Raw genomic sequence first — 20,154 nt, forward strand, 5'->3', positions numbered from 1 at the left:
CGTCCATTCCTCCTACTCATTCCATCAGCATTTGCCTAACAGTAAACTCATTACGCAGAAGAGCACACAAAACGAAATTGAGTTTACCGATAAGGCGTCGCATCATCTAAGTAATAGGCAACCTGCCGCTTTTTAAGTTCAGCGATTGAAAGGTCCGGTGTAGAAAAGATTCCTGAAAACCGAGCACCGCGAGCAACATTGCCTTTAATATGAGTAACATACCGTTTTATATTGCCTTTGGCATCTTTAATTATTACGCCCATGACCACATTAGCAAGCGACACGTTATTCCTATTTTGCCAAACAACTCGCCAACGATGGTTATCGAGTTTACGCCGCTCCAATACTCGTATATTACTGTTTAACGCTCTCATCATTTGGATTTGTTGAGCTTGTCGGTTAGCTTCAATTTTAGTCTCTTGGTGTTGAACATAAGCTCCCAACGCGGTTCCTAAAACAGCCGCCAGACCGCCTCCTTCGCCAGCAATCCTTTGATCATCACGCTTACGCCATAAGGTATTATTTTCACGTAAAGCCTCATAGTTAGGGTTCTGTTGGCCCCGACGGTAATACGTCTTTACCTTATCTGCCACCTGACGCGTTAGCGCAGCACGTTCTTTATTAACCGGATGGTCATGGAAAAAAAGTCCACGAGCACTGCCTTGTTGCTGATATTGTCGCGCCCATATCCGACTGGCTGCATAAGGATCAAACCCCGCTAAGGCCGCATATAAAATACCAACTTCATCCGCTTCTATCTCACTTTCATGTGTAAAAGCCGCCTGATAGCCGCTGCGTTTTGCCGCTGATGAACCGGTTATCAGCGTTGTCATTTGATGCGTTTGACGTTCAAACACATGATTAGCTACGGTATGCGCTATCTCATGCCCCAACACAGCGGCTAACTCATCATCACTTTTCAACTGCTTCATCAAGCCATCATGTACAACAATGTAGGTACCTCCGGTGGTGAAAGCGTTAAATGAATCTCTGTCAATCAGCACAGGCTCCCAGCGCTCCTTATTGAGATGACTGACTTGGTGGATACGATCAAAAACACGCACTAAGCGCTCATATTCTCGCTTATTTAGTGCACTATTAATGGAGCGCCCTGCCTTTTTCTCCGCCGCAATGAGCTGTTTTATGACCTGATTACCTTGGGCTATTTGCTGCCCTCGGCTCGCGGTACTTAATGTGCGCTTTCCAGTGATGCGGTCTCTCTCACTGACGGAATCGGCTACCTGATACAACCCCCGGTCTATCTGCTGCACGGCTTCACAGCCAACCAGTACAAAAGTGGTACTAAGAAGAAAAGACATCCAACCAAAAGTTCGTATAAACTGCGTTTTAATCATGCGATTTCGGTTCCATTCTTATTGTGGGCGACATAGCACTGTTGTGGCCTCATATATACATTAAAGAAATAAAAATTCATTTCTTTATAACCTAAATAAACAACATCATTCCATTAATGTATTTGTATGGCTTTAGTAATTTCGATAATATGCCGCCATTGTAGCAATGCTGACGGTATGCACAGTAAAATAGGGTGAGAATTAATCAGCTATGAACATTGCAATTTACCCCGGAACGTTTGACCCAATAACCAACGGTCATTCGGATCTTGTGCACCGTGCGTCGCGTTTATTTGATCACGTGATTGTAGCGGTTGCCGCCAGCACAAAGAAAAATCCGCTACTACCGCTCGATGAGCGCACCGCATTAGCCGAAGAAGTTCTCGCCGATCTAAAAAATGTTCGGGTTGTGGGCTTTGACTGCCTATTTGCTGATCTCGTTAAGCAGTATAATGCCAACGTGATCTTAAGGGGCCTTCGTGCCGTATCGGATTTTGAATACGAGTTTCAACTCGCAAACATGAACCGCCAGCTTGCACCCCAAGCTGAAAGTTTGTTTTTGACACCGGCTGAGCATCTCTCATTTATATCGTCTACGCTGATACGAGAGATTGCGATGCTAGGCGGAGATGTAAGTAAATTTGTACATCCTGCTGTCAACAATGCATTGCAGGAAAAACTGCACGCAAGCAATTAAAAAACATAATTAGATCTACCAAGACTGACAAAAGATAAGACCGTATTTAACCGTGTGAGGTAGCCACCATGGCATTAATTATTACTGATGAATGCATCAACTGCGATGTATGTGAACCGGAATGCCCTAACGAGGCAATATCTCCGGGTGAAGAGATTTACGAGATCAACCCGAGCAAATGCACAGAGTGCGTAGGCCATTACGATACGCCACAATGTGTTGAAGTATGCCCTGTTGACTGTATCCCTAAAGATCCAGATCACGAAGAAACAGAAGATCAGCTGATGGAAAAATACCATAAGCTAACGGCGTAAACAGATAAGGCGCTTGCCTTTTCTACGCCATAAAAAAACAGGCCATACGGCCTGTTTTTTTCGTTTAGGCACCACAAATCAATGGGCTATAAACTGAGCTTGCTACTAAAACTAAGTCCGATCTGTCGAAATCAGAATAGATTCCAACAACAAACGATCATTTAACAACACCAACGCCTCCTCTGGCGACGCAATGAAAGGGTTGCGAATACCCAAACGGTTAAAGATCCATTCGTTATACGCAAGCTCCCATGCTGAAGGCGGATCGACTTTAGCCCAGTGAACCAGTGTATCTACATGCCGATTGTATAGTTCATCAATCCCATAAGTCAGGGTCATGTAGAGCAGCGCACGGGCAATATCCCCGCGTGTACGGCTAGGGATGACCCACTCATTTTCCGTATCCAAGCCTGTGGTCATATAAATATCAGGGTTCAAATCTAAACGGAAAGGTCGCTTAACTTTATCCCCATCCATATCAAAGGGGAAGTTAGACCGATACGAGTTCATACCCCGCTCACACGCGGCAAAGTTAAACGGGTTAACCGTCGCCCCTTGCCTCACATTCTCTGCCACCCCTGCTTTGCGTAAGTAATCTTTTAAGAAGGATTTAGGAATAATATGCTCAATACTGTGGCGGCGCTTTTGATAAAGCTCGTCTATCGGAACCGCACCATAAACCGACTTAACCCAACCGTGTCCCGTATCAAAAAAGAACTGCCAAAAATTAGACCACTTATTTTGACTGTTCCAATCTTTATAACCTTTATGGCTTTGATACACACCACCGGCCAACTCAATAAAAGCCTGACGCGTAATTGACTCTGTCACCGGAGCGACGAAAGGCAAAGGATCATCCGTCAAGACAGGTTCAGAGGAAGCGCCTGATACGTCAGGGTTTGCAACAGGCTTACGCGGCTGTATATCAACAACGACCTGCGCATGATCCGACTGTTTATGATTCCCAACACCATCACTTTGCAAATGGGCGTTGTAGACTTTGTAATCAGCGACCTTTCCCAAGCTATCGTGGTTTTTCTGATTTAACGCGTTCGATACTAAAATATAATCCAGCACATCACCTTCACCGCGGTAAATGTGTGTAAACGGTCGCGCTTGCTGGCGCATACCTTCGGCAAGATCAAAGGTATCTGCCAGACGGTAGTCATATAAGCCAGCTTTAACTCCAGGCGGCCATTCCGTCTGTTTAATGCCACCTATTTCGTAAATATTGTCCTGCATTTTTAGCGCGGCAATAGGGATCGAGTTTGCCCTGTCGTTTAGGTCCCCCAATAAAACAACAGGCTGCGACACTGAAAACTCCAGTTCACGACTTACGTCATGATATAAAGCGGTAGCTTCTGCCCCTCGCTGCAACAGCGACGCAACATGTCCTCTTGAGAGCCGCTGTAAGGTGTCACTTCCACGCAAAGCCCAATCTACATCATCACTGTATTCTAAATCATCGAGTTTGGGGCGTTTGGATTTGAGATGCGTCACATAGACCAATACTTCACCTAACCCCTCACCGGCATCAATTCTGGCCCGGATCGGTAATCGGCTAAACATAAAGTCCATGGTGAGCGGCAGTTCGTCTAATAGGGTTTCGCTGACTTCCACTGTATCTAGGGCGTCAATACGATAGCGTGACGCCAGCGCCACAACAGGTTTAATAAACACATCAGGGTATTCTGGATCCCGTGCTGGTGTATCAACCGTGCAAAAATAAGGATAGCCAACCGACTCTGTTAGTTGCTGGAGTTCTTTAACGCTAAACACTTCCTGAAAGCCAACAACATCTGCATCTAACAGGCGCAGTTGGTCTTTTATCCACTGCTTCTTATCATTCCATGATTGATCAGAATAACGGTTAGATGACGAGAGTTCGTACCAATAGTAGGGTGGTGCTGCAAACTGATATAAATTAAAGGTGGCGAGCTTCATAACTATTCCCTTGCCTCATCGCTAACGACTGCATCCTGCTGCGACGCGTTCATTATTATTGATCCATTAATTGGGCGCCTTGTAGTCTAACTCGGTGCCACAAACACAGTCAGTGTACCGCTGAATATTGAACACTCGATGACAGCTTTAGTTCCTTAAACAAGCGTTTACTTTTTTATAGAAGGTAGTCTCGCTCGTTTAAAGCAAACTCTTGATCCATTAACTCACCAATCACATTACCGGCCACTAAATGATGTGCATACTGCATGTGCAAGCAACGTACCTTATCCCATTGCGAGATACCGCCGATACCATAGCGCGTAAACATTTCAGTAAAACCCAACGCTTCTATCTGGGCTTTATCTTCAGGCAGCATAAGCTCCCAACGCGCCTGAACATAATCCCGTTGATTGGCCAAATAGGCTTCGCGCAGTGCTTCGTCGTGTTGCAAACGCTGCTCTACATCTTTCACGAAGCCTTTGCCCTCAATCTGTCCTATCGCTTTACCTAGCTCTTTAGACGATAGCCAATACAGGGTAGGAAAAGGTACTTTCCCAACCAACGAACGCATCTGCAATACTAAGGGGGTGCCGCTGGGTGAGCGAGCCGCAATGCCGACTAAGCCCTCGGGTTCTCGTCCTATTTGTGTACGGATGAGCGCGCGCTCATCATCAGTTACAGGAGGCGCGGCGTTGGGAACTACAGACATATCACTCTCTTTTAAATTCGGCTGGTTAAATCAATATGGCTAATACGTCAAAGGGACGGTGATTCAAAAATATAGCTTAAACATGCCCATACTCTTCACCCTGCCCCAACCATCGGCGGGTAATCGCCTGCATAATGGACGGGTTGCGTGATATGGGTTCGGCCACCTGACGTACCCGCTCTAATAAATCTTTATCGCGTTGCAGGTCAGCAATTTTAAATTGCATCATGCCGGTTTGTCGCGTGCCTAGCACTTCTCCTGGTCCACGTAGCTCCAAATCTTTCTCTGCGATAATGAAACCATCGGTCGTTTCGCGCATCACCGCTAATCGAGCCTTCCCCTGCTTAGAAAGCGGCGCATGATACATAAGCACACAGAAACTTTCGACTGACCCGCGTCCAACACGGCCACGCAATTGGTGCAATTGTGACAAGCCCAAACGCTCAGGATTTTCGATAATCATGACACTGGAATTAGGCACATCCACTCCGACTTCAATCACCGTTGTTGCCACCAGCAAATCAAGCTCTGCTGCTTTAAACTGCGCCATAACATCGGCTTTTTCTTTGGCTTTCATACGCCCATGCACAAGTCCTATACGCAACTCAGGCAACTGCTCTTTCAATAGTGCCTCGGCCACTTCTGCTGCTTGGCACTGCATCACCTCCGACTCTTCGATGAGAGTACATACCCAGTAGGCTTGACGCCCCTCACTACACGCTGCACGTACACGCTCAATCACCTGATCTCGACGGCTATCAGCAATCACTACCGTATTGACAGGGGTTCGGCCTGGTGGGAGTTCATCAATAATGGAACAGTCCAAATCCGCGTAGGCGCTCATGGTTAACGTACGAGGGATAGGTGTGGCTGTCATGATAAGTTGATGAGGCGTTTTAACACCGTCACGGCCCTTTTCACGCAGACTCAAACGCTGATGCACACCAAAACGATGCTGTTCATCGATCACAGCCAAGCCTAAGTTGTAAAAGCGCACATCCTCTTGGAACAACGCATGCGTACCGACCACTATTTGCGCGCTTCCATCAGCAATAGCGGCCAACTGGGACTCTCGCTGCTTCCCTTTAACTTTACCCGCCAGCCAAGCGACTTTTAGCCCGAGCGGCTCAGCCCATTGAGTAAAGTTTTGGAAGTGCTGCTCTGCTAATATCTCGGTCGGGGCCATCACTGCCGCCTGAAAGTTATTCTCAACAGCCTGTAACGCAGCGTAAGCGGCAACGACCGTTTTACCTGACCCTACATCCCCCTGCACTAGACGCAGCATAGGAATAGGTTTTTCGAGATCACGCGCAACCTCTCCACAGACGCGTAATTGAGCATTTGTCATCGCGAACGGCAAACCATCCAAGAACGGTTGTGTATAGAGCCCAGTCGACATAAACGCTGGTGCGCCGTCTTGCTGCACTTTTTGGCGAAGTTGCAGCAAAGTGAGATGATGTGCCAGCAGCTCTTCAAATGCTAAGCGCCGCTGCGACGGGTGCATGCCCTTTTGTAACTGATCGACATTAGCATCAACCGGCGGAGCGTGGAGATACTTAAGCGAGGTCTTTAACTCAGGCAAGCGCCATTGCTGGCGCATGTCAGCTGGGATCAACTCCGTTAAATTGCCGGTTTCTAGCCAGCTTAATGCCTGCGCGATAAGCGCCCGCATACGATTTTGCTGCAAACCCTCGGTCATGGGGTAAACCGGGGTTAAGTGCTCGTCAACAGGTTTGATACCCGTATCTGCTGCAGCACTGTATTCTGGATGCACCATTTCTAAACCAGATGGCCCCGGACGCGCTTCGCCAAAGCAGCGCACAGTTTTACCCACCGCTAATCCGTTCTTTTGTGCTGCCGAAAAATGAAAGAAGCGTAACGTAATGGTTCCCGTACCATCTTGCACACGGCATAACAGGCTACGTCGCTTGCCCATCAACACATCGCTAGCGCGAATCGTCCCTTCGATCACACACTCATCGCCGGGACGTAAACTACCAATGGGCAAAATACGAGTGCGGTCTTGATAACGCAACGGCAGATGAAACAGCAGATCCTGCAAATTCAGAATCCCTAACCGTTCCAACTTCAGTGCCAATGCAGCGCCAACCCCTTTCAGCGTTGTCACCGATGGTGAGTCATACACACTAGTCATGAGGCGTTAAGCCGCTCCGTCCTCAATTTTAATTTCGCACTGGCTAACCGCTTCAACTAACGCGTCAATAGCCTGAGGCCGCGGAAAGCTCGCACGCCATGCCACAGCAACCGTACGCATAGGTTGCGGCGCTTTAAAGGGCCGTGTTTCTACCAAGTCAGAATGGTAATACCCTTCGGTAGCCGAAACCGGCAGCACACTGGCTCCTAATCCGCTAGCCACCATCATCCGAATGGTCTCTAGTGATGAACCTTCCGTTACCGTTTGATGCTGCTGAATCGCTTGCGTTAACGTTGGACAGCTTTCTAACACTTGATCACGGAAGCAATGACCTTCGCCCAACATGAGCAGTTCGGTGTTAGCAAGGCCGCTCGAATCAATCTGCTTTTGCTCACACCACGGATGCTTTTTAGGCAACAACATCACAAAAGGCTCATCATATAAGGTACGTGTTACGACATCGGGTTCTTCAAAAGGCAGTGCAATGATAATGGCATCCAGCTCGCCATTACGCAGTTTCTCGCGTAAACGCGCCGTAAAATTTTCTTCAATGTACAACGGCATATGTGGCGCCAGTTTTTGAACTTCAGGCACCAAGTGTGGAAACAAATAAGGCCCAATCGTATAAATAGCACCGACGCGCAGCGGCGACTTAAGTTGATCTTTACCGAACTGCGCTAAATCTTTGATGGTATCAGCTTGCTGCAAAACGTTTTTTGCCTGTTCGACGATTTGCTTACCCACATCGGTCAAACGCACGGCGTTTTTGCTGCGCTCAAACAACGCCACACTTAACTCATCTTCCAGCTTTTTCACAGCAATCGACAACGTTGGTTGGCTAACAAAACACTTTTCGGCTGCTCGGCCAAAATGTTGCTCTTTCGCTAAAGTCACTATGTAACGCAGCTCAGTCAGCGTCATGGGTAAAATCCTCTGTTATCATGCTTACACGCCTGTGGGCGATTATTAAAATCAAGGAGCTATCATGCGTAAACCTAAAGTACTCATCGCCGGCTGCGGTGACGTCGGCACGGCATTAGGCCTATTACTCATCGATCAAGGATACGAAGTTTACGGTTTACGCCGTACTATAAACCAGCTCCCTGATAGCATCCATGCTATCAAAGGTGATTTAATTGATAAATCCTCACTATCGGCTCTTGCTGATCTACCCATGTTAGATTACTTGGTTTATAGCGCCGCCGGAGGTGGTCGAGGTGCAGCTGCCTACCAAGGCACCTACATCGATGGATTTTCCAATCTAATGCAGTCCTTAACCCACGCCCCAAAGCACACTTTTTTTACCTCCAGCACTAGCGTATACGGCCAAAGTAATGGCGAATGGGTCGATGAAACCTCACCCACCGAGCCCAACAGCGAAACGGGTAAAATCATGGTGGCGGCCGAGCAACAAGTGCTCACTCAACGCAACAGTACCGTCGTGCGCTTTAGCGGCATCTACGGCCCCGGCCGCGACCACCTCATCCGCACCGTACAAGAAGGCATTATCGCCCCACCCGAACCCGTGCACTACAGCAATCGCATTCACCGTGATGATTGTGCCGGTGTACTGGCGCATTTAATTGGATTAGTAGTACAAGGCCAAACCATCGAGCCCATTTATCTGGCCTCAGACGATGCGCCAACACCTATCCATGAGGTGATGAAGTGGTTAGCGCAACAGCGCGGCATAGAAATTAAGGGGTATAAAGAGATAAGGCGCGGCGGGAGTAAGCGGTGTAGGAATGAAAAATTAAAGAGACTTTCTTATCAATTGAAAACCCCATCTTTTGTAGATGGCTACGTAGAGCCTCAGAGCCATCGTTGATAAAAAAGCCCCGGTAAATACCGAGGCTTTATATCACTGCTTCTCAACCCCTAGCGGATCTATTGCAGGCTTATAATACTGATACCGGTTAAAGCGGTTTTCCATAAAGCGAAATAGCAATATAACAGCCCCTGCCATCAGCAAGTAGATAACACCAGCGGCTGTGAATAACTCAACCGGTGTATAAGTTCGTGCCTGTATAGTTCTTGCCATGCCGGTGAGATCTAACAAGGTAATGGTAGAGGCCAGCGCGCTGCTTTTTAGCATTAAAATAACTTCGTTACCGTAAGCGGGCAAGGCAATACCAAAGGCGCGGGGCAAGACGATACGGCGGGTTTTTAGCCACCAATTCATACCAAATGCATCGGCCGCTTCAATTTCACCACGCGGTATGGCTTGGATTGCACCGCGAAATAGCTCGGCACTGTACGCTGCTGTATTTAATGAAAAAGCGATAATGGCGCACCAATACGGCTCTTTTAGCACAGGCCATAATGCCGATTCGCGAATCACATCAAACTGCGCCGATCCGTAATAGATCAAGAAGATCTGTATAAGTAGCGGCGTGCCGCGGAAAAAGTAGATAAAACAAAACGGTAAGAAACGCACAACCGGGTTTTGTGAAGCACGCATTAGCGCAATAGGAACGGCCAGTATCACACCAACAAGGCCCGAAATAACGACCAACTCTAATGTGAGCAATGCTCCATCCAACAAGCGCGGTAGGTATTTGATGATGACATCCCAATCCCAACTCATGCTTTGTACCTCGCTTGTGGGTTAACCATACGTTCCATCCATAGCGTAGAGCCCGTCGCTATTGCCGTTAAAATCAGATAGATAACCGCTGCGGCTAGGTAGAAGGTGAAGGGCTCTTTCGTGGAGCTAATAGCTGTGGTTGCTTGGCGAATAACATCTTGTAAGCCCACTACCGACACTAGCGCCGTATCTTTTAGTAATACTTGAAATAGGTTACCCAGCCCCGGTAAGGCGACACGCCATACTTGCGGCAAGATAATGCGGAAAAACGTTTTACCTGGCGTCATGCCCAATGCTTGAGCCGATTCCCATTGGCCTTTGGGAATAGATAAGATCGCCATTCTAAACACCTCGGTAGCGTATGCCCCAAAGGCGATCGATAGCGCAACAACACCGGCCATGAATGGATTAATCTCTATATATTCGTCATAGCCAAACCAACTCGCCACCGCCATAACAATGGCCGAGCCGCCAAAGTAAATAGCAAAGACGATAAGCAGTTCGGGTATACCACGTATTAGCGTAGTGTAAGCCGTCGCTAACCAACGCAACACCCGGTAACTGGATAACTTAGCGGCGGCACCTAGCAAACCAAATACCAGACCAACCATCAAACTAACAACCGCCAATTTAATGGTGACCCACGTGCCGGCCAGTAGAAGATGCCCAAACCCATATAGATCAATCACATTCGTATCCCGTTAAGACGTATCTGTGCTGTGAACAGGGCACTTAGTGTGCCCTGTTGATCAAGAATAACCCTTAACCTATTAGAAAATAGAGAACGGGAAATACTTAGCGTTGATGGTCTCGTAAGTACCGTTTTCAACAATCGCTTTAAGCGCTGTATTAAACTTAGCTTTTAGCTCATCGTCACCCTTACGAATAGCGATACCAATTTTATCAACGGTCTCGGTTTTGATGGTGTCGCCTTTAAATTCGAATTTAGCGCCGGCTTCCGTACGCAACCAATCGTAGGCTGGGAATTTATCAGAGACCAACCCATCTAAACGACCTGATGCGAGGTCCAAGTAAGCATTATCTTGCGTGTCATAAAGCTTAACCGTTACTACATCACCCAACACGTCTTCTAAATACTGACCAGCAATAGTGGCACGCTGAGCGCCCAACGTTTTACCTTCTAAAGAGGCTTTATCTGTAACCAGATCAGTACCTTTAGCTGCAACAAAAGCCAATGCGTTGGTGTAGTACGGATCAGTAAAATCAACCGCGTTTAGACGCTCTTCTGTGATAGACATTGAGGCAACGATTGCATCAAACTTTTTACCACGCAAGGCTGGGATCATACCGTCCCAATCTTGTTCAACGATGGTGCAATCTGCTTTCATTTCTGCGCACAGTGCTTCAGCGATTTCAACATCAAAGCCGATAAGCTCGCCTTTTTCATTTTTCATATTGAAAGGTGCATAAGCGCCTTCTGTTGCAATACGAATAGTGTCGGCAGCGACAGCCTGGGTGCCAACGAAAGCACCGGCAACCAGCGTTACAGCAGCAATTACGTTACGAATACTCATTCAAGATCTCTCTCTGTTGTATGTGTTGTTATAGATAGGTTTTATCCCAGATGACTCGACATAAAGTCTCGCACCCGCTGCGAAGTAGGGTTGTCGAACACTTGTTCGGGCGGCCCTATCTCCTCAATCTGTCCTTGATGCAAAAATACGACCTGACTGGATACTTCACGGGCAAAACGCATTTCATGAGTCACGATCAGCATAGTTCTACCTTCGTCAGCCAGCTCGCGCATAACGCTAAGTACTTCATTGACTAGCTCGGGGTCTAATGCCGATGTTGGCTCATCAAACAAAAGCACTTGAGGATCCATTGCTAAGGCACGAGCGATAGCAATACGCTGCTGCTGCCCACCTGACAAATTACCCGGATAAGCATGGCGCTTTTCGTACAGCCCTACTTTTTTTAGCAACTCTTCCGCGCGAGCAGTGGCCTGCTCTTTAGATTGCTTTAAAACATTAATAGGCGCTTCGGTAATGTTATTAAGAATGGTTTTATGCGGCCAAAGGTTGAAATTTTGAAACACAAATCCGATGCGTGAGCGCATGTGTTCTAGCTGCCGGCGGCTCACTGCCTCCAGCTCACCTTCTTTGCCCGGTTTGAGTTTTAACTCTTCACCACCAATGACGATCTCGCCTTTGGCTGGCTGTTCTAGCAAGTTGATACAGCGCAATAATGTACTTTTACCCGATCCGCTTGACCCTAAAATGGAAATAACATCCCCATCTTTGGCTGTCAGCGATACCCCTTTCAGGACTTCGAGCTTGCCATAAGCTTTGTAAATATCGACCAGTTCAAGGGCTACCTGACTTTCAGACATAAGTGATTTCCATGTTGGCTCTACATCAGTCTGGGTCGTATGCGCAACAAATGCCACCATACGTCCGCAATTTTCTTATTGGAAACTTTGACTCAACGGTCTATTTTCCTTATTTGTAATGAAAACACAACTGGCTTTGTCTGAGGAGGGCTTATGTCTTACTTAGTCAATTGAATGTCGCGATAACAAAAAAGGGAGCTTAAAAGCTCCCTTCTTGCACCAATATAACTGGAAAACGCACTAGTTTGAGGCGATTAGCTAGCAAAATCCTGCAGCAGTTGTTGCTGCGCACTGAAGGCAGGTTCGCCTTCTTCCGGTGCTAATAGATTGTAGCTACCATCCGCTTTGAGCTCCCAACTTTCCGTATTGTCGGCTAAATAGTAGTCCAACTCTTTTTTAACACGCTCGGCAAGTTTACCCGACAATGGGAATCCCGTTTCAACTCGATGCAGCATATTACGCTCCATCCAATCAGCACTGGCGCAAAACACTTCAGGGTTTCCGTTATTGCCGAAATAACAAACGCGCGTATGTTCCAAGAAGCGACCAATCACCGAGCGCACTGTGATATTTTCAGAGATACCGGGCAACCCTGGACGCAAACGGCACATCCCGCGGATAATCAGCTCTATTTTCACACCGGCTTGTGATGCTTCATACAATGCACGGATCATCTTAGGCTCAGTAAGGCCATTCACTTTCACGATAACATGGCCTGGCTTACCACTGGCTGCTAACTTGGCTTCTCGCTGCACCAGTTCAATCATTTTGGTATGCAGCGTGAATGGCGCATTAAAGATCTTCTTCAAGCGCTGAATTTTGCCCATTCCGGTTAACTGCTGGAACACTTTATGGACATCTTCACCAATTTCGTCATTTGACGTTAAGTAACTGTAATCGGTGTACAAACGTGCCGTTCCAGAGTGATAGTTACCCGTACCTAAATGGCAGTAACGCACAAGGTTGCTACCTTCTCGGCGAACAATCAGCATGAGCTTGGCATGCGTTTTGTAACCGACAACACCGTAGACCACCAAACAGCCAGCTTCTTGCAATCGGCTTGCTAAGTGCAGGTTACTTTCTTCATCAAAACGGGCGCGCAATTCGATAACGACTGTAACTTCTTTACCCGCACGCGCTGCTTCAACCAGCGCGTTAACAATATCGGATTTATCACCTGTGCGGTAAAGCGTTTGCTTAATCGCAATCACATCCGGGTCTTTAGCCGCTTTCATGATCAAATCGACTACCGGCGTAAATGATTGGAAAGGATGCAACAACAACTGGTCACCGCCTTTAAGCGAGTTAAAAACGTTGGCCTCTTTCTCTTTTTTAAGCTTGTTTGGCACACCAGGTGAAAAAGGCGGCCAACGCAATTCAGGGCGCTTAACTAAATCACGCACAGCCATCAGGCGCGTCAAGTTAACAGGACCATCTACTTTATAGACTTGATCATCGGATAGATGAAACTCTTGCATCAAAAAGTCGGTCAACGCCTCAGGTGTGCGATTATCAACCTCTAAACGCACCGCATCACCGTACTTACGCGAGTGTAATTCACCACGTAAGGTACGCGCTAAGTCATCCATTTCTTCAAAATCAAAGGTTAAATCGGCATTACGTGTAATACGGAATTGGAAACAACCTTTCACTTTCATGCCGGGAAACAACTCATCGGCAAATTGGTGAATAATCGATGACAAGAAGATCAGATTATCTCCCCCATCACTTAGCTCATCCGGCATACGAATCAAACGCGGCAATGAACGCGGCGCTGGTATGATAGCCATACCCGTCTCACGGCCAAATGCATCTTTGCCGTCTAACTCAACTATAAAGTTAAGTGACTTATTCACTAAGCGCGGAAATGGATGAGCGGGGTCTAAACCGATAGGGCTAATGACGGGTACAACCTTCTCTTCAAAGTACTCGCGGACCCAAGCCAGTTGCTCGGCTGTCCAGTCGCGGCGACGCAAAAAGTGAATACCCTGTCGCTCCATTTCTGGAAACATAATTTCGTTCAGAATGCGGTACTGGCGCTCGACATTGATATGGCAAATTTCACGGATTTTTTCGAGTACCTTTTTTGGGTACATCGCATCTGGGCCCACCACTTCACGACCATATTTCAATTGACGGAGCTGGTCGGCCACGCGAATTTCAAAGAACTCATCAAGATTGCTCGAAAAGATCAATAAGAACATCAGCCGTTCAAGTAAAGGATGGCGTTCAACTAATGATTGCTCTAGTACGCGCACATTAAATTGAAGATGGCTTAACTCGCGATTGATGTAGAGCTCAGGCGCTTTTAAATCAACGGGTTCAACTTCTACGGGGTGATCAACCGTTGGAAGGATCTCACGGCTTTCTACTAACGCTTGTGCGGCCTGATTGGGCACCTGCTCGTCTGTCATCTCTGCTACCTCTAACTCAATAGCGGTTTCTTGCTTTGTCATACCAGTCTCCGTTCTATAGCTTGCAGAGACCAACTCAATTGCGACCGCCCCAGATTAATAAGCTGCTGTTTCACCTTGAACTCACATGTAAGCCTTTCACTTAGCATGAGACAACACGCAACGGTTAAACAGCAGCAAAAGCCTGCTAATCGTTGAGCAATTGCGCCGTTCGCTTGGCGAAATACGTCAAAATGCCATCAGCTCCTGCTCGTTTAAACGCGAGCAGAGACTCGAGCATGACACTTTTCTCGTCCAGCCACCCATTTTGGAATGCCGCCATATGCATGGCGTACTCTCCACTGACTTGATACGCAAAGGTTGGTACTTTAAATTCGTCTTTAACACGTCGCACAATATCCAGATACGGCATGCCAGGTTTAACCATAACCATGTCCGCACCCTCAGCTAGATCCAAACCGACCTCGTGCAGCGCCTCATCACTGTTAGCCGGATCCATCTGATAGCTAAACTTATTGCTCTTACCCAAGTTGCCAGATGAACCTACAGCATCTCTGAACGGACCATAGTAAGCACTCGCATACTTGGCGGAATACGCCATAATGAGTGTGTTTACAAAGTTCTGCTCTTCTAATACCTCGCGAATAGCTCCGATTCGGCCATCCATCATGTCACTAGGGGCAACGACGTCTGCCCCTGCAGCAGCATGCGAGTGTGCTTGCTGAATTAATGTTTCAACCGTTCGGTCATTGAGCACATAACCGTTTTCGTCAATGATTCCGTCTTGCCCGTGGGTAGTAAACGGATCAAGGGCGACATCCGTGATAACTCCCATTTCAGGGCAGGCATCCTTAATCGCCATCACCGCCCGCTGCGCTAAGCCATCGGGGTTGTAAGCCTCTTCGGCAAATTCCGATTTGGCTGATGGAGGCGTAACCGGAAATAAAGCCATCGCCGGCACACCCAAAGCAGCCAACGCTTTTGCTTCCTTCACCAGTAAATCGATACTCATGCGCTCTACACCCGGCATGGAAGCGACCGTTTCTGTCTCCCCTTTGCCTTCAATGACAAACACGGGGTAGATCAAATCACTCGGTGTGAGTACATTTTCTTGCATCAACCGACGCGAAAACGACTCAGCCCGCATACGGCGCATACGTGTATCAGGAAAAAAACGCTGACTATCATTAAAGGCCACAAGAGCTTCCTTCTTAACAGAGTTGAATTGGACTCAAAAAGTATGACAAACAGATGAAAAACAACCGAATGGCGAAAAAAGAGTCCATAAATAAGAATATTAGGGTCTATCGTATCAGCAAATAGCTTAACGCACTCTAGTGGACTCGGGGAATGACCCGAGTCACTGAGTGATGATTTTTCAGAACGGCCCTTAGTAAACAGGGGTTAATCCGGCGAAACCACAGCGGGCCGCTTCCGCATGGACAAGCGATACAGTAACGGAATAACAAACAACGTCAGGACGGTAGAAAATACTAACCCCGCCACAATAGCCGTTGCAACAGGCCCCCAAATTAATGATTTACCACCGAGTCCCGTGGCTAATGAGAAGAGCCCTGCAATGGTGGTTAGCGATGTGATTAAAATGGGGATGACCCGTCTGCGCGAGGCATACAAGGTCGCATGTAAAACACTCATGCCTTTGTCTAACCGCTGATTGGCTGCCGAAATCAGCACGATAGCCGCATTCACGGCGATACCAGCCAGCGCAACCACGCCGTATAGCGTATACAAGCTGAGCGGATTATTCGTTAGCCATAAACCCAAAACAACACCAGTAAACGCCATAGGAACCGTTACCAATATAATTAAAGGCTGTGAGTAACTGGTAAACTGAGTCCCTAAAATGAGATACATAACGCCAACACCAAATAAAAACAGCAAACCGATGTAATCCATGCTTTCTTTGATATCGTCTAGCTCGCCTGAGAAGTCGAGCCCCAGTGTTGGATAACGACTTTGCAGTTTCTCATCCCATTGAGCTTGTAACCAGGTATTGGCAGCAACGGTATCCATGCCCCCTTCCCGCAAGTCGGCTTCGACCGTTATAGCCCGTCGGAAGTTGTAATGTCGTATATTCCCGAGGGTGGTTTGATATTGAGCGTTCACCAGTGCATTTAATGGCACCATAACACCATTTTTATCTGGTATACGGAACGCCAGCAAATCATCGATGCGCTGATATCGACCGGGAGCCGCTTTAATGCGCACTTCTAATTTTTGCCCCTGTGATTGCATATCAGCCACCACTTCGCCATCGACCAAAAGTTGCACCGCACGCAGCACATCCGCCGGATTAATACCGGCCTGTGTAATGGCGGTATAATCGGGCTGCATGGTCAACGACATCCGCCCCGCACCTGCATCATCTGTAATATCGCGGATATCAGGCTGCTCACTCATTACCGCTTGTAAATCATTGGCGGCTGAGCGAAGTTCTTCGTAGTTATCACCACGGACTTTGACACTAATCGGCTTAGATACGGGTGGCCCACCAGCCAAACGCAAAAAGGAGATACGCACCGGACCGATAACACTGGTCACTTCGTCGCGCATGGCATCCATCAGCTCATCTACGCTGCGGTTATCAGGCGTTTTGGGCTGCAATCCAACCACTATTTGACCATAGTGATCGCCAAAATAAGGCTCCCGATCGGTAAACATCTGACCCGAATAACTGGCTAACGCCAATGTATCTTCCGGACGTAAAAACTGACGTGCTCGGTCTTCAACAACCTGTACGACCTCTAAGGTGCGCTCTAAGCGCGTATCCGGTGGCATTTCTACGTTAATATAAAAGACACGCTTGGCATCTGAGGCAAAGAAATCCATCTTAATAAAACCTGCACCAATTAATCCCATAGCGCCAACAAAGACAGAAAAGACAATGATTAATGTGAGGTATGGGCGCCGTAACGATTTAAGCAGGGCACGAATATAAGTCCGTTGGATTTTTGCGGTGATGCGCTGCCGCCGTTGCTGCATTTTTGAGGGCTTATCAAAACTTATTTTTGCAACCAATACATGCGCCGGCAACATCCAGAACGCCTCAACCAGCGAAATAGCCAAAGCAATGGTCACAACGAGCGGTATGACCCGCATAAAATCACCCAATATACCGGGTAGCAACATGAGAGGCATGAAAGCTGCCATGGTTGTCAGTACGGCGCTGGTAACGGGCTGAGCTACTTCTCTTAATGAATCTAAAGCCGCTTCTAACGGTGTCACCCCATGCTGAAGCCGGTGGTAAATAGCCTCCACCACAACGACGGCATCATCAACCAACATACCTAAAACAATAACAACACCGATGAGTACTACCACATTTAAGGTTTCACCCATCATCCAGAGCACCCAAAACGTACCGGCTAATATAAAAGGAATACCAATCGCCGTTAGTACTGCAATGCGTAACCCTAAAAATAGCCAAGCCACCAGCAATACTAGCAACAAGCCTATTAGTGCATTATTTTGCATGAGCGAAATGGCTTGGCGAGTAGGGACGGTTTGATCGTCTAAGAGCTCTAAACGAACGCCACTTTTAACCTCTAGTTGGTTACGCTCTCCCATGTATTCTCGAACAGCACTCACGAGATCGAGTGTGTTAGCGCTGTCTTTTTTCATGATCGCAAATACAACAGCGGGACGATCATCAACACGCGCTAATTGTGCCGACTTTTTTGTTGTACGCACGACATCAGCCAAACGGCTTAATCGCAGATCACCTGTCGCCCCAACCAGAGGAATTTGCATAACATCATCGGTTTGATCGCTTCGGCCCTCTAAACGAACAAGCCAGCTTTGATCCCCCAAGGAAACCGACCCTGCCGAAACATCTTTAAACCAAAGCGCTACAGAATCAGACACCTGGGCAGGGCTAATCCCTAAGGCTTGCAAGCGCTCTAAATTAAGCTGCACTTGTATCTCGGGATCATCTAACGCAATGGCATCAACCCGATCAACGCCCGCGATTCGCTCTAGATCTTTGCGGACAATTTCAGCCTGCTGGCGTAAATTATCATCTTGCGCAGCGGCGGTCACAGCCAACATGGCACTTGGAAAGGCGTTCCCCGAGGTGATTTCAATGATCCAAGGCTCGCTGGCTTCATCAGGTAACTCGGCCTCAGCATTTTGGAGTTCTCGACGAATCGAGCTCACGTGTTTATCAAACGTGCGCTCATCGATATCTTCAAAGCGTATCAGCATACTGGATACACCTTCCCGACTGTTAGATGACACAAAGCGCATATCAGAAATAGAGCGCACAGCATCTTCTAAGGGATTAGTTACCCGTAACTCAACATCTTGGGCTGAGGCCCCCGGTAAAGTCGTTGTTACAGATATCCAGTTGAAATTGATCGTCGGGTCTTGCTGGCGCGGTAACATCATATACGCCGTCATACCAATGACGAGGACTAGGATAAAGGTGAGGTTCGCCAGTACATGGTTATTGAGCAGTCGGGTTATCACGCTCATCCTCTCCCTGCTCGATCGTAATCTCATCTCCATCATTAAGGACGTACTGACCACTCACGATCAATTGCGCTGTTGGGCTAAGGCGCGTCGTCACAGACTGCCCCGGCTTAGCGCCCGGTATAGCGGCAAATCGAGCTTTATTGCCATCCGCTAACATGACACCGACTTGATTGCCCCGTGTGACAGTATACATAGCGGGGATAGAAGGCTGTGCCTTTTGCCACACAAGCTCTCCAGTAGCGCCGCTCAGCGCTTGCGCTTGCGCGAATTCAAGCCGCACTTCTTGGGTGCGAGCTGTTGACTTAATAAAAGGTAAGATGGATCGCACAGTCACTGGATAGCGATTCTCTCCTGTGCGTAACCAAATATTTTCACTGGCGCCCAAGCTTGTGACTTGCTCGGGTTGTAAAGCTGCACTCACTTCGCCGCGACGTGTATCTAGCAACTTAACCACAGCGGCCCCTGAAGGTAGCAACGCTCCTGGCGCGGTATAGACCTCAGTCACCACACCATCAAAAGGTGCTAACACAGAGCAACGACCAACGTTCAAGGCCGAGATAGCCTCTTCTGCTTTCCCGCCCTGTAATTGCGCCCATAGCGAGTTGAGTTCAGATTGTCGCTGATTAAGCACATCAACCGATACACTACCCGTAGTTTGCAACTTTTTGGTTCGCTTTAATTGCCGACTGGCTAACCCAACTTGGCTTGAAAGAGACTTCGCACGCTGTTTAGCTTGCTCTTCGTATAAGAGATAATCCTGGCAATCGAGCTCAGCAAGTGCCTGACCTTTAGCGACGGAATCCCCCACTTTGACCGGTAACTCAAGCAATTTAGCGGTAATTTCAGCGCTAACAACAATGTGCTGCTCGTTTACAACGGTAGCAGGAGCCGTTAGTTCTTCGAAGCTAACAACAGAAGATAAGGGTTTTACGATCACAGGCGTAGCAGCATACAAGGGGGCACAAAAAGCAATCAAGCCTCCCGCAACGCTGCACAATACGTCCTTATTTATACACTTCAACATGTAGAACCATCCATTATGTTCATTGATACGCTAGCGATGAATAAGCGACATTATCGTATCAGTACTAACAACACAAAGCCCAGACAAGCTGGGCTTTGTGTTGTTCTA

The 20,154-nt window shown here is 47.7% G+C and carries 16 protein-coding genes; 3 read left to right on the forward strand and 13 right to left on the reverse strand.

What is annotated here, in order from left to right; all coding sequences use genetic code 11:
- Positions 1-83: 83 nt before the first annotated feature.
- Entirely contained in the window at positions 84-1,355 is a 1,272-nt protein-coding gene (locus BS617_RS12450; protein ID WP_249263602.1) for a M48 family metallopeptidase, read from the reverse strand.
- Between the two features lie 211 nt (positions 1,356-1,566).
- Between BS617_RS12450 and coaD the strand changes: the two genes are divergently transcribed.
- Together coaD and BS617_RS12460 are read left to right on the forward strand one after the other, a co-directional pair.
- Positions 1,567-2,052, forward strand: coding sequence for a pantetheine-phosphate adenylyltransferase (gene coaD / locus BS617_RS12455; protein WP_075173111.1), 486 nt, complete (start codon positions 1,567-1,569; stop codon positions 2,050-2,052).
- Between the two features lie 68 nt (positions 2,053-2,120).
- Entirely contained in the window at positions 2,121-2,366 is a 246-nt protein-coding gene (locus BS617_RS12460) for a YfhL family 4Fe-4S dicluster ferredoxin (protein ID WP_075173112.1), read from the forward strand.
- A gap of 111 nt (positions 2,367-2,477) precedes the next feature.
- On the opposite strand, the gene BS617_RS12465 is transcribed toward BS617_RS12460, so the two are convergent.
- The 4 genes from BS617_RS12465 to BS617_RS12480 all read right to left on the reverse strand — a co-directional run bounded on the left by BS617_RS12465 (position 2,478) and on the right by BS617_RS12480 (position 8,095).
- Positions 2,478-4,310 (reverse strand): endonuclease/exonuclease/phosphatase family protein, encoded by a 1,833-nt coding sequence (locus BS617_RS12465; protein ID WP_075173113.1) that lies wholly within the window; start codon positions 4,308-4,310, stop codon positions 2,478-2,480.
- 175 nt (positions 4,311-4,485) lie between these two features.
- Positions 4,486-5,019 carry a DUF501 domain-containing protein gene (locus tag BS617_RS12470; protein WP_075173114.1) on the reverse strand — a complete coding sequence of 178 codons (534 nt, stop codon included), beginning with the start codon at positions 5,017-5,019 and terminating at the stop codon, positions 4,486-4,488.
- Between the two features lie 76 nt (positions 5,020-5,095).
- Positions 5,096-7,174 (reverse strand): ATP-dependent DNA helicase RecG, encoded by a 2,079-nt coding sequence (gene recG / locus BS617_RS12475; protein ID WP_075173115.1) that lies wholly within the window; start codon positions 7,172-7,174, stop codon positions 5,096-5,098.
- 6 nt (positions 7,175-7,180) lie between these two features.
- Positions 7,181-8,095, reverse strand: a complete 915-nt coding sequence (locus BS617_RS12480) for a hydrogen peroxide-inducible genes activator (protein WP_075173116.1) — start codon at positions 8,093-8,095, stop codon at positions 7,181-7,183.
- A gap of 64 nt (positions 8,096-8,159) precedes the next feature.
- On the opposite strand from BS617_RS12480, the gene BS617_RS12485 reads away from it, so the two are divergent.
- On the forward strand, positions 8,160-9,002 hold the full coding sequence (locus BS617_RS12485) for an SDR family oxidoreductase (RefSeq protein WP_075173117.1): 843 nt from the start codon (positions 8,160-8,162) through the stop codon (positions 9,000-9,002).
- A 33-nt stretch (positions 9,003-9,035) separates the two neighbouring features.
- On the opposite strand, the gene BS617_RS12490 is transcribed toward BS617_RS12485, so the two are convergent.
- The 8 genes from BS617_RS12490 to BS617_RS12525 all read right to left on the reverse strand — a co-directional run bounded on the left by BS617_RS12490 (position 9,036) and on the right by BS617_RS12525 (position 20,046).
- Positions 9,036-9,761, reverse strand: a complete 726-nt coding sequence (locus tag BS617_RS12490) for an ABC transporter permease (protein ID WP_075173118.1) — start codon at positions 9,759-9,761, stop codon at positions 9,036-9,038.
- Positions 9,758-10,450, reverse strand: a complete 693-nt coding sequence (locus BS617_RS12495) for an ABC transporter permease (protein ID WP_075173119.1) — start codon at positions 10,448-10,450, stop codon at positions 9,758-9,760. Before BS617_RS12495 ends, BS617_RS12490 begins: the two co-directional genes overlap by 4 nt.
- Positions 10,451-10,531: 81 nt before the next feature.
- Positions 10,532-11,296, reverse strand: coding sequence for an ABC transporter substrate-binding protein (locus BS617_RS12500; RefSeq protein ID WP_075173120.1), 765 nt, complete (start codon positions 11,294-11,296; stop codon positions 10,532-10,534).
- 41 nt (positions 11,297-11,337) lie between these two features.
- Positions 11,338-12,114, reverse strand: coding sequence for an ABC transporter ATP-binding protein (locus BS617_RS12505; RefSeq protein ID WP_075173569.1), 777 nt, complete (start codon positions 12,112-12,114; stop codon positions 11,338-11,340).
- A gap of 254 nt (positions 12,115-12,368) precedes the next feature.
- Positions 12,369-14,570: a polyphosphate kinase 1 gene (ppk1, locus tag BS617_RS12510; RefSeq protein WP_139303166.1), complete on the reverse strand. Its 2,202-nt coding sequence runs from the start codon at positions 14,568-14,570 to the stop codon at positions 12,369-12,371.
- Between the two features lie 145 nt (positions 14,571-14,715).
- Positions 14,716-15,726, reverse strand: a complete 1,011-nt coding sequence (gene hemB / locus BS617_RS12515; protein ID WP_075173121.1) for a porphobilinogen synthase — start codon at positions 15,724-15,726, stop codon at positions 14,716-14,718.
- 206 nt (positions 15,727-15,932) lie between these two features.
- Positions 15,933-19,022 (reverse strand): efflux RND transporter permease subunit, encoded by a 3,090-nt coding sequence (locus tag BS617_RS12520; RefSeq protein WP_170870349.1) that lies wholly within the window; start codon positions 19,020-19,022, stop codon positions 15,933-15,935.
- Entirely contained in the window at positions 18,994-20,046 is a 1,053-nt protein-coding gene (locus BS617_RS12525; protein ID WP_075173122.1) for an efflux RND transporter periplasmic adaptor subunit, read from the reverse strand. Before BS617_RS12525 ends, BS617_RS12520 begins: the two co-directional genes overlap by 29 nt.
- Positions 20,047-20,154: the final 108 nt, after the last annotated feature.

The organism is Neptunomonas phycophila, assembly GCF_001922575.1.
Classification (GTDB): Bacteria; Pseudomonadota; Gammaproteobacteria; order Pseudomonadales; family Balneatricaceae; genus Neptunomonas; species Neptunomonas phycophila.